General features: G+C 43.7%; 9 protein-coding genes. 3 read left to right on the plus strand and 6 right to left on the minus strand.

What is annotated here, in order from left to right; all coding sequences use genetic code 11:
- Window positions 1-301: 301 nt before the first annotated feature.
- The 3 genes from HBAL_RS13250 to HBAL_RS13260 all read left to right on the plus strand — a co-directional run bounded on the left by HBAL_RS13250 (window position 302) and on the right by HBAL_RS13260 (window position 2497).
- Complete coding sequence (locus HBAL_RS13250; RefSeq protein ID WP_015828454.1) at window positions 302-769, plus strand: Lrp/AsnC family transcriptional regulator; 468 nt, start codon at window positions 302-304, stop codon at window positions 767-769.
- 260 nt (window positions 770-1029) lie between these two features.
- Window positions 1030-2043 (plus strand): PLP-dependent cysteine synthase family protein, encoded by a 1014-nt coding sequence (locus tag HBAL_RS13255; protein ID WP_041302373.1) that lies wholly within the window; start codon window positions 1030-1032, stop codon window positions 2041-2043.
- On the plus strand, window positions 2036-2497 hold the full coding sequence (locus tag HBAL_RS13260; protein ID WP_015828456.1) for a RidA family protein: 462 nt from the start codon (window positions 2036-2038) through the stop codon (window positions 2495-2497). Before HBAL_RS13255 ends, HBAL_RS13260 begins: the two co-directional genes overlap by 8 nt.
- 159 nt (window positions 2498-2656) lie before the next feature.
- On the opposite strand, the gene HBAL_RS13265 is transcribed toward HBAL_RS13260, so the two are convergent.
- The 6 genes from HBAL_RS13265 to HBAL_RS13290 form a co-directional block, all read right to left on the minus strand.
- Entirely contained in the window at window positions 2657-4102 is a 1446-nt protein-coding gene (locus HBAL_RS13265; protein ID WP_015828457.1) for an NAD-dependent succinate-semialdehyde dehydrogenase, read from the minus strand.
- Between the two features lie 273 nt (window positions 4103-4375).
- Entirely contained in the window at window positions 4376-5959 is a 1584-nt protein-coding gene (locus HBAL_RS13270; RefSeq protein WP_015828458.1) for a sensor histidine kinase, read from the minus strand.
- Between the two features lie 18 nt (window positions 5960-5977).
- Window positions 5978-6379: a response regulator gene (locus HBAL_RS16430; protein WP_015828459.1), complete on the minus strand. Its 402-nt coding sequence runs from the start codon at window positions 6377-6379 to the stop codon at window positions 5978-5980.
- 272 nt (window positions 6380-6651) lie between these two features.
- Entirely contained in the window at window positions 6652-8142 is a 1491-nt protein-coding gene (locus tag HBAL_RS13280) for a DUF1593 domain-containing protein (protein WP_015828460.1), read from the minus strand.
- Window positions 8143-8284: 142 nt separating this feature from the next.
- Window positions 8285-10582, minus strand: a complete 2298-nt coding sequence (locus HBAL_RS13285) for a TonB-dependent receptor (protein WP_015828461.1) — start codon at window positions 10580-10582, stop codon at window positions 8285-8287.
- Window positions 10583-10922: 340 nt separating this feature from the next.
- Window positions 10923-12287: a spinster family MFS transporter gene (locus HBAL_RS13290; RefSeq protein WP_015828462.1), complete on the minus strand. Its 1365-nt coding sequence runs from the start codon at window positions 12285-12287 to the stop codon at window positions 10923-10925.
- Between the last annotated feature and the right edge of the window lie 99 nt (window positions 12288-12386).

Raw genomic sequence — 12386 nt, forward strand, 5'->3', positions numbered from 1 at the left:
AACAAAAGCTTACAATGGTACATTCATACCAATACAACTGAATTGTCTCCCTATTGATCAATCGCCTGATGATCTTTTTGTCATCAATTCATATATGGCGACTGCAAATTCACTCGCCTGATAATGGTATATAATCACTAAGCTTCCGCTTTGAACCGGCTACCAGAACAGTGTTTTTACAATATCATCAGCATAGAAATTAATTATTGAGCTTGTAAATAGCGAATATCGGAATAATATACCAAATTATACCTGTATTTTACTATTTATTGGTATGTATATGATATATCAGGGGGATATAATGAAATTTGATGATATAGACAGACGTATACTCAAGACAATCCAAGAGGATGCGACACTCTCGGTTCAGGACATTTCAGATAAGGTTGGCGTTACAACTAACCCATGCTGGCGACGCATCAAGAAACTAGAAGATGAGGGAGTCATAAAAAAACGAGTCGCCATTTTAGATCCAAATAAAATCGGCCTTGGCATGACTGTTTTTGTCACTATACGAACAGAAAACCACAGCACATCATGGCTGGATATACTGTCTAAAGCCGTTCAAATTATTCCAGAAATTGTTGAATGTCATAGACTTGGAGGAAAAGAGGACTATCTTCTCAAAGTTCAAGTAGGCGGCATCGAACATTATGACCGCGTTTATAAACGCTTTGTCGATCTAGTACCTGGATTAAATGATGTATCTTCGACTTTCTCAATGCAAAAGATAAAATACTCAACAGCATTTGACCTCTCTGAAATTTGATTCTTCTCTAGCAAACGTCAGAATTACATCAGCCTATTCGAACCACACATATCCATATATTGGTATATTCATACCAATATTCATTACAATATTGAAAAATTTTGGGATTTAATTTTGATTGGCCTGCAATAGCATACCAATATTATAAAATTTAAATTCAGGAATTTTCGGTGTCTATTGCGTTAAAAACCCCACATTTCTCTTCTTCATGCCATTTAAGAGAAACTAGAAAAGAACGTCCCTATAGCCATCGCCAATGGATCAACGAGGCTATAGCAAAAATATGCGCTGAGGCAAAACGCGGCGGTGAAACCAGCTTAATTAGGCTGGATCTTCCTTTTGATAATGTTGATGTTTATTTAAAAGACGAAAGCACCCACCCATCTGGAAGCTTAAAACACCGCTTAGCCAAATCTCTGTTTTTATGGGGATTAAGTAGCGGCAAAATCGGCCCAGAAACCACAATTATCGAATGCTCTTCTGGAAGCACCGCTATCTCAGAAGCATATTTTTCTAAGCTTCTTGGCCTGCCATTCATTTCTTTTGTACCCGACCATACGGCCGCAAAAAAAACGTCCCTCATAGAATTCTATGGCGGGCAATGCAAACTTGTGCCAGCTCAAATGATTCACGAAGCAGCCATTGACGTTGCACGCTCAACCAATGGTCACTTTATGGACCAATTCACATATGCAGAGCGAGCAACTGACTGGCGCGCAGAAGATAACATTGCAGCCTCAATCTTTAGACAAATGGAATCTGAACGCCACCCTGTCCCTAGCTGGATTGTTGTCGGTGCCGGCACAGGTGGCACTTCAACAACAATTGGACGCTACCTGTCTTATGTCCGCCCAGACTGCAACACAAAACTATGTGTCGTAGATCCTGAAAACTCTGTGCTTTATGACTATTACACCTCACGCGATATCAATTTGAAAGTCTCACAATCTTCTCGCATTGAAGGCATTGGCAGACCTCGCGTTGAACCATCATTTTTTCCAGAACTGGTGGATAGAATGTATAAAGTTCCTGATGCAACATCTATCGCCGCAATGCTCTATTTGGAAAACCTCACAGGCCGCCGCTTTGGCGCATCAACTGGCGTAAATCTGGTTGGAGCAGTAGAACTAGCAAGAGAGCTTGAAGCAAAAGGCGAAAAAGCAAGCATTGTGAGCTTAGCCTGCGATAATGGTGAGCGATATTCCGAAACTTATTACAATGATCAATGGCTAATCAAAAACAATCTATTACCGCAGGAAAAATTCAATGTCTAAGCTCCAAACCACCCTTTCCGAAATGGGATTAGTGCTTCCTAAGCCAGCCACTGCAGTCGCAACGTATGCGCCATTTAATTGCTCAGGCAAAACGCTGATGATTTCAGGCCAATTAGCAAACGCAAACGGTCAATTCATTAAAGGAACTTTGGGTGCAGACCTCAACCTTGAAGATGGCATTCGAGCTGCGCAGCTTTGCGCACTCAATATTGTCGCACAAATAGGTAATGCCTGCGACGGAGATTTTTCAAAAGTCGAAAGCATTTTCAGGCTTGGTGCTTTTGTACAAACCACAAACGATTTTATTGACATTCCCCAAGTTGCGAATGGGTGTTCCGATTTATTGACAAAGCTATTTCCCGGAACCGCTCTTCACGCCAGATCAGCTGTTGGTGTTGCAAGCCTCCCCTTAAATTCAGCAGTAGAAATAGACGCTATCGTGATTTTAAAATAAGCTCCGCACAATGCAAAGCTAGGGTCGCTATTGAAGGTTCAACTCGCTACATTCAATTCATTTGGAAGCCACACAAATGTTGGCTTCCATTATTTGAAATCCCTCAGAACTCATCAAAATCACACACACGCACGCGAGTTATAGGCATATTCTAAGCGTTTAATTGCCCTTTTCTATGCCCATACAGACATATTTCAACTCAAGATAATCATCCATACCATAGTGAGAACCTTCACGGCCCAGACCCGATTGTTTCACGCCTCCAAATGGCGCAACTTCAGTTGAAATCAGCCCAGTATTCACACCCACAATGCCTGTCTCAAGTCCTTCAGCAACACGCCAAACTTGTGAATGGTCACGCGAATAGAAATACCCCGCCAAACCAAATTCAGTGTCATTTGCCATCTTCAAAACATCTGCTTCAGTTTCAAATTTGAAAACAGGCGCAAGAGGACCAAAAGTCTCTTCACGTGCAACAGCCATATCGGATGTCACCCCTGTTAGAAGTGTTGGCTGGATAAAACGACCTCCCAATGCATGTGCTTTTCCACCAGTAACCAGCGAGGCACCTTTGGAAACAGCATCTTCAATATGCTCATTCACTTTGGCGATTGCATTTGCATCAATCAGCGGTCCGAGTTCAGCACCTTTTTCATTGCCGGGAGCCACTTTCAATGCCGTAATAGCTTTGCTTAATTGTTCGACAAATTCGTCATGAACACCAGATTGTACATATATCCGGTTCGCACAAACACAAGTTTGCCCAGCATTTCTAAACTTGGACATCATAGCGCCTGCAACAGCAGCTTTAACATCAGCGCTGTCAAACACGATGAATGGGGCATTGCCGCCCAACTCCAAAGACAGCTTTTTAATAGTCGGCGCCGACTGCTCCATCAATAGCGCACCAACACGCGTTGAACCTGTGAAACTAATCTTAGATACATCAGGGTTTTCAGTCAGTTCCGCACCGATAGATGTTGAACTTCCCGTCACCACATTAACAACACCAGCAGGAATGCCCGCTTCCATCGCCAAAGCCCCCAGCGCTAAAGCTGTAAACGGCGTTTGTGTTGCTGGTTTAATTACCGCTGTACACCCAACTGCCAAAGCGGGTCCGATTTTGCGCGTAATCATAGCCGCAGGAAAATTCCACGGCGTAATCGCAGCAACCACACCGATGGGCTGCTTTAACACCACAATCCGTTTGTCTCGCTGATGCCCTGGAATAACGTCCCCGTAAACTCGCTTTGCTTCTTCGGCAAACCATTCGATAAAACTCGCAGCATAGACGATTTCACCTTTCGCCTCTGCCAAGGGTTTACCTTGTTCTTCCGTTAAAATCTCTGCCAATTCGTTCTGATTTTGTATGATTAAATCAAAATATTTGCGCAATTTGATTGAGCGCTCTTTGCCCGTCAAAGCAGCCCAAGCAGGCTTCGCTGCTTTTGCTGCAGCAACGGCTTGCGCCGTTTCATCACGACCAAATTTTGGCACCCTGCCTATCACTTCGCCGGTCGCTGGATTGTCTACATCAATCCAGCTGTCATTTGTTCGCCATTCCCCATTAATCAAGCAAGCTTCACGCTTTAATGATGCACTCATTCACTTCGTCCCAATTGTTATATTTTAATCTTCTATTAATAGAGATGTATTCGTCTTTTCCATGCAAAAGTCAAAGCGACATTCACCCCCACCCTGAAAAATACTAATGACTTTCATCCCACAAATAGAGATGGAAAAGCGCGACAATTCTCGAAATTAATTCATACCGTAATCGAAGAAAATGCGGCGAAAGCACTTAGATCGCATATCGATCTTTTCAGTCAGAAATCTAAGAAAATGTTATTGGTAGCAGGCCTTCATTTGCATTGACGTTTACGCAATCTGAGCGCCTAACGGTATCGACGCCAGCGTCTGAACATCTGGTGCCTTTGGAATCGTCCAAGAAATACAAGCCCCCTCACTTATATTCGATTCAATCCAAATTTGCCCTTTATGGGCCTCCACAATTGTCTGACATGTAGCAAGACCAAGCCCCGTCCCCTCTTTTGAACCAGTAGAAAGATCAACAGCTAGCGGGTCAAATGCACGAGAGACGAACTCTGGATTAAAGCCCGTTCCATTATCCCGAAAAGACAAACGCCAAGCAGATTTCTCTTCTTTGACCTTCAAATAAATATTCAATTGTTGATCCGGAATGCGATACTTTATGCTGTTGGACATTAAGTTTAAAAATAGAGTCTCCAACATTGATGCATCACAGATAATCTCTGCATCACCGTCTATTTCAATTCGACACTCTGCTTCATCTAAATCATTTTGTAGAAGCCTAGCTGAGGCATCAATAAGCTCCGAGACTCGATACGTTGAAAATTTCGGCTGACGATACGCTGTTTTCGCATTATCAAGCGTCTTTTCTATAGTCTCGATCAACTTCTCTCCACCTGAGATGTTGCGATTCAAATAAGTTTTTGCCCCTTCGACATTATCAGCTTCCAGCGCCTCAACAGCCAACTCGGAATATACTTTAAGGTTCCTAATGGGGGCCCTGAGATCATGAGCCATATCGAACGCAAAACGCTTTAGATGTTGATTAGCAGTCGATAAATTCGAACTTAGCTCCGTAGCATTACTTTGGTATTCCTCAAGCAACGCAGAAATCCACCATGTCAGAACAGCTCCAGCAACAATACTCAGCCCCGCAAACATAACAAAGAGCACGCTTACAGAAGCATTTTCTATACTTCTCGATGGCAAAGCAAGAATATAAGACGCGAGAGGAACTGCGACCAATACCAACAATGATCTGCGTAGAACTCTTCCTCTTAAGCTGACCTGAAAAACAGTCATGCCGATACCAAGGCGAGGATGCATAAGAACACACACAACCATAAACCACGTGATTAAAATCGACGTGTGAATAGCCATGGAGTCAAACGGTCCCGCGACCAATACAGCTCCATGGAAAAACAATAAATCCAAAGCTCTCAATAAGGATGTGCAACTTACACCAAGAGCAATAATCGCTATCGCTGTAGAAAAGAATTTAGCAAATGGAAAAAGCGCATAAGATAAACCAGCCAACATGAGAGCAAACTTGGTTGCGAGTGATGGCTCAAGCGCCCAAATACCCATCTCAGATCGGTCATTATCAAAAAGCAACAAAAACAACATACTGAGTGAAAGCAATGCACCAATTGTTGCTGAGACAATCACTCCAAAGCGACTAGACCGCAAGCTAAATATACATGCCACGCTCAGACTTATAATGCTAATCGCGGTAACAGGCTTCATCGAAGGCATGTCACTAAACACTGTTGTCAGTGTTGGAATAAAAGCACCCCAGCCAATTAATAAAACCGCTAGCGCAATAAACCCAATTAGTCCCGCATGTAATTCAAGCGATAAGAGCCAGCTTGGTATGCGATTCGAGCCAAAGGCTTTCGAATATCGTAACATCCCGTCTCCTATTGCTAATTAAGCCCCAATAGGCACATAACCTGTAGACCAATATTCCACCAGACAGGTGGCAAACTTCCGATAATCGTCGAGTGATCCAGGTTTCTCAAAATAGCTGTTACAGCCCAGCTGATAGGCGCGATCTATATCTTGTTGATATGATGAACCAGATAGCATAATCACCGGTGTTTTATCACCTTCGCCGCGAAGCTGTTTTAGAACATCAAACCCATTCACTTTTGGCATTTTAATGTCCAAAACCACAAGATCAATTGGATTGCTCATGATGTGATTTGCTGCAATTTCAGATTCTGTCTCAGCCAATATGCTGACAGCGCCCGCTGCATTCAATGCCAATCTTAATAACTCAATACAATGTTCGTCATCGTCAACAATAAGAATGCTTTGTACCTTCGACATAGTAACGGCTCACAACTGAAAGTTTCTTTTAATTGCTACATATATTTAGAGTGTTCAAGTTTACTCGCTCTTACCCCCAATCGGTTCGAGTGATTGAAATGAGTGCACAGACAACGCAAAAACGCAACTGGCATCCCAATTAATCAAAAGCCGATTGAAAGAGACAAAGTAAAAGTTTGCGCCTGCAAACAACAGTAATTGATCGCCGAAATCCATAGTCACCATTAACGCCTCCCCACCTACGGAAAGGCGTTTTATTGCTCTGTCAGCGCCTAATGCGACGGCTGGATCGGAATAACCGCGCACTCATCGCCAATGACCGCAGATGGATCTGCAAGCCCCGGAAGATTGATAATAGCACGACGATATCTTGTTAATGCGGGTGATCCAGCATCGGTTATTTGCGCGATTACATGCAAATTATATTCTGCTGGTGGCGTAAACTGATCCACTTTTGCTGTGCCAGCAATTTTCACGTGCGTATCTGCGCCCACCGTGTCACTTAGGGTCACCTCAGGTGCAAACCTGCCGCCCGCTTCACGATACCAAAACCAACGAATATCTAATGCATCACCATCTGGATCTGAAGAGCCGGTCGCACTTAGCACAATCTCTTCGCCCGGACAGGCATCAATATAGACAGGAGCGAAGCCATCCTCACCATTTAGTATAATTTCAGGTGCATGATTAGCCTGCGCAAAATCTGAGATCTGGCTCCATTGAATGCGTGAAGCAAAATCATTTTGAAAAGCCTCTCTCCAGCGCCAAATCGTCGCTTGAGGCGAGGAAAATGACTGCCCTCCATCACCTCTCAGACTATCAAACGTGGTTGTCCACAAACCAAGAAATGCAGCCATTTTTTCATAGCGGCCACCCCATCCCCCCCAATCAGGTCTCTCAGGATCGCTTAACCCATTCGGAATCAAATTCAAAAAAGACGGCGTATCACCTTCCACAATATAAGCTGGTGGCGGGTAAAGCTTTCCCAGAGGACCTTGATCAATAATATGTTTTGAGAGCCAGTCCAAGCTTACGGTTTTCTGGTCCGCGCCGGGAACAGCTCTGGAAATTCCAGTCCATGTCGCAAGACGATATTGCGTAAAACCATGAACATCCGACACCCAAAACAAAGATGGAAATTGTGACCGTGCCCACGGACCAGCATCATCTTGATCAGAAATCGAATACACTCTCAATTTAGAGAGAAAATCCACTAACTCATCCGAACTTCGTGTTTCTCGCACCGTCCACAATGCTTGCGCCAAGGTTGATGCACCACCCCATACAGAAACCCAAACAGGCGCATCATCAGACTTATCAACCGTGTCGATAATCAATTGCGAAGCAGATGATTCAAAGCCTTCACCCACCCCCGTCATTCCATATGTTGGATGCCCCGTGACAATGTTCTGGCGTATGTAAATCGCGTCTGGATAACGCGCATCGTGAACTTTTAAATTTTCGAAGACCTCTTCATAAGCATCGACCCGCTCTTCAATCAATTGAGGGTTCACTGTGGCAGGCAAATGCCTTGATGTGACAGCAGCTATGCCTTTTAGGTCAATTTCATTCGTATACAGCAATAGCCGAACAAGAGATTCGGCATCGTCCGGTTCATTTCCAATATCTGTAAGTACAATTAATTGCGGACGAGCTGACTTTGTTTGTCTCTGAGTTTCAATCAGATCAGCCGGTTTTGGAGAAGCCGCACACGCCCCCAAAAGCAACATTGAAAATATAACGACTTTTGAAAAGCATCTCATCGGATTTATTCCTTTGGATCATTTAGGAAGTCAGACGCACCAAGCATCACATGAATCCTGTCCACATAACAGAAAAGCGAGCCTCTTCTTTTACAAAAGGCTCGCTTTATTCATCTGACTATAATTACCTATCGAACTGCGATTAGAACGAGTATGATAGTTGAGCACCAATATAGCGGTGACGGTTACGTGCAATCTGTTGAGCGTAACGACCACCAGCAAGTGGAGCCACAAAGATTTGTGGAGTGTACACTTCATCCGTCAAGTTTTGACCAAAGATGCTGAATGTGTAACGCCCATCATCAGATTGAACACCAAAGGAAGCATTCAACAAGCCGTAAGAATCTTGAACAGCATTTGGGTCTTGGTTGAGGTTTGTGAAGATTTCACTCTGCCATGTTCCGTTCACTTGAACAAAACCATCAAATGGTAAAGTTTCAAATGGAATTTCCTGCCGGATCAAAGCAGTAAACTTTGTATCTGGAGAATATGGAACTGACTTTCCGCTCAAATCCTGCGTACCATTCACACAGCCCAATGCTTCTGTTTGACCAAGGTAACACTGGCTTCCTGGGAATTCTTCAAACTTGGCATCAATAAGAGCTGCACCAAAATTAATACGTGTCAATTCAGTCGGACGATATACAAATTCAGCTTCAATCCCCTGCGTGATGACCTGCCCAGCATTGTCTAACAAGAATACAACATCATCAGTGTCTTGACGCTGCGCCTGGAAGTCATTGTAAGTCGTGTGGAATGCAGCAAGATATGTTGAAAGCTTTCCATCAAATGTGTTGAGTTTCAAACCAACTTCAAATGCATCCGAAATTTCAGGATCTACAGGCTGAGTTGTTTGAATTGTCCCAAGACTAAGATCAAAGCCGCCGCCTTTATACCCGCGCGAATAGCTTGCGTATACGGATCCCGCATCACCAAGCAGTCTACGAACACCAATGTTTCCTGTGACAGCATCATCTTCTAAGCTGTCTGAGATATCAAGCAATGTCCCAATATCACCCGGCAATGCGACATCACCTTCTACAAGCACATTCTCAGGATTTCTATACCCTACCCAAGAAAGCTCTTCACGTAATGCACGCACACCCCCGAAGACTGTCCAGTCCGGTGTTACAAACCAGTTACCGCTAGCAAAAGCAGACAAGTTTGTATTCTTTGCCGAACCATTAAACTGACCGCTTCGGTTTAGAAGGCTGTCACCTAAATTCCACTCCCAGCGACGCTTGAAAGTGCGATCAATTTCTGTCTGGAATGCAAACAATCCAACAAGAAAATCAAATTTTTCATACGTGGGAGACGCAAGTCTGAATTCTTGACTTTTTTGCGTTAGCTCAGTCGTACCATTGTTATAATTGAAGTTAAAAAATGGCATTGCCTGAGGCTCTTCAAACGGCAACTGGTCAATATCCAAATTGCTGTCGATAGTGAAATCACGCCACGCAGTTACAGATGTTAACTCGAAATCATTGTCAAAGCTGTAAACAGCCTTTGCAGACAAACCACTTTGTTCTGAATTACTGTAAACACCACCATTAATGTTAACCTGATCATTGTCAGGACCAACGACTACTGGTGCAATCAGGTTAGCAGCCGTTTCACCAGATGCCTCTGAAAAGAACCCACGAATTGTGTATGTCGGTGTCGCTTCACTATTACGGTGATCACCGATAAAAGTCACTTTCAAGGCATCCGTTGGATTAAACTCAAGTTTACCACGTGCACCCCAAACGTCATATCCGTTTAGTTTTTCGCCATTGTATACGTTTTCAGTGACTCCATCGAGCTGCTTGCTATATGCAGAAAGTCTCCATCCAGCAGTATCACCAATTGGCCCAGATAAACTTCCACGAGCCTCCAATTGACCGTCTTCTGCGACGAGCGCATCAAAATCGCCAGAAAAAACATCAGAAGGTGCTTTTGTCGTCACAGAGACAACACCCGCGGACGCATTTTTACCAAATAATGTACTCTGCGGCCCACGCAGGACCTCAACGCGTTCAATATCAATTAGGTCTTGAAAAGCCTGACCAGAGCGCGCCATCACCACGTCATCAACAACAACAGATACTGACGGTTCCACAGCAGATGAGAATACAGAAGTTCCCATACCGCGAATATTCAAAGAGCTACTTAGGTCGTTGCTTCCCTTTGTAAATGTCAAACTGGGAGAAACTTCTACGATAGAGTCCACAGCTCCAATCATGTTGTTTTCTAGATCATCTCCAGTAACAACATTTACAGCCACAGGTACTTGCTGAAGAGTCTCTTCACGGCGAGTGGCAGTCACAATAATTGTGTCCAAGTTTCGCGTTTTAGTTTCTGTCTCTTGCGTAGCAGCAGCCTCTTGTGCCGCAGCAGGCAATGCATAACTGACACCCAACACAATCGTGGACGTCATCAGAATTGATCTCAAATGTTTCATTCTATCCTCCCTTTGGACCTATTATTTGAATTTGCGTAACTCTTTTTCAGGACAATCCCTCAAGCAGGAGATTAAATGTAACGCGTCTTTTTGAGCTTAAATGCGAAGCTTGACCATCCATCTTAATTAACCCAACGCATTCCTACGCAACTCGATGATTTGAATATCTGAATATTCCTCATTGTGCAACTAGTTTTCCAATGCGGTATATAAAATGAAAGGGTAGTGTGGAGTATTTGCCACGGTTTTGAAAACCAACACGCTTTAAAAAACAACAAAAAACGCCCCCGCTAATTAGCAGGGGCGCTTCTGGGAGGTGCTCTTAAATCTGAATTTAAATTCAAGAGCTAGTGTGTTGTTTAACCGTTTCGATAGCTTTCACATGATTTTGAAATCCAAGGATAAGCAAAATAAAAGCTAAGGGTGAAAACACCAAATTTGTAATCGCCAATGAGTATGGCAGCGCAGCTGAATCACCAAAACCAATATCAGTTATCAAAGCCACAATTGTTGGCCCAAGCCCTGCTCCAAGTAAGTTTACTCCCAGCATGAAGATAGCAACCACCTGGGCCCTCATGCGATTGGGTGTAATTTCTTGAAGCGCGGCAAAACAACCGCCAAATGGAAACCCAGCACAGAAGTTCATCACTCCAATTAGGATAAGCGCTAAGGTCGGCGTGCTCATAAGTGGGTAAAGTATCGTTACCGGAATCAATGCACCAAAAGCAAACAGAGGGGCGATAAGGTTTGCACGGACATGACCCATTTTCTTTAGATAACTTGCAACGAAACCACCCAGTAAAGCACCACTCGCACCACAGAAAACCACAACTGGGCCATAAGCTGCACCTATCTGTCCCGCATCCCAATCGAATTTACGTTGAAAGAAAGCCGGTATCCAAGCAGACCCAGATTGACCAACAAGTATAAGAAATGCCAAGCCCAGAATAATACCAGCATAACTCTTCCAATTAAGACCAGCATAAGCTTTCATCTCTTGAAAACTCATGGAAGTTTCTGCTTTTTTCGTTAAACCACGCCGCTTAGGTTCTTTAACAAACATAAAAATCGCAGCTAGCAACATTCCCGGTGCTCCCACAATAAGGAAGGGCACCTGCCACGGATCTAACGTTCCCAAAATCGGAACAGTAATAGGCCCAACTTCATTTAGGTGCGTGATGATTGACCCACCAATAATCAAAGCAGCTCCACCACCTAGATAAATTCCAGTTGAAAACAAACCTAAAGCAGTCGGCAACCGATCTTTTGGAAACATGTCTGCCAATAAAGACTGGGCTGCCGGAGTAAATCCACCCTCACCTGCCCCCACACCAATACGCGCTAAAAGCAGCATGATATAATTTTGTGCCAACCCACAAAAACAAGTCATAACACTCCATAGAGATATCGCTGCAACAACGATATTCCGACGGTTCGTTGAATCTGCCAATCGCGCTATTGGAATACCAACAGCAACATAAAAAAGAGAAAACGTTAGGCCGTATAGGATGCTAATCAAAGTATCACTTACCTGAAAAGCCTCTTTAATCGGCTCAACAAGCATAGCTAATATTTGGCGATCAACGAATGCCAGAGAGTTAGCAAACGTTAATAGAATTGCAACAGTCCATGCCACGGCTGGCTTTGGCCAATCTGAGTCATGGCTCTTTACTTCGTCACTAGTCTTTTCAGACACCTGGCTCATTTTGGTCTCCTCCTTCTGGGTAAATTGCTAACCAACCCAGTTATTATTCTTATGTCAGCACAGCTAAGATATTGCATACAAAAAATTTACCATTGAAGA

The organism is Hirschia baltica ATCC 49814, assembly GCF_000023785.1.
GTDB lineage: Bacteria > Pseudomonadota > Alphaproteobacteria > Caulobacterales > Hyphomonadaceae > Hirschia > Hirschia baltica.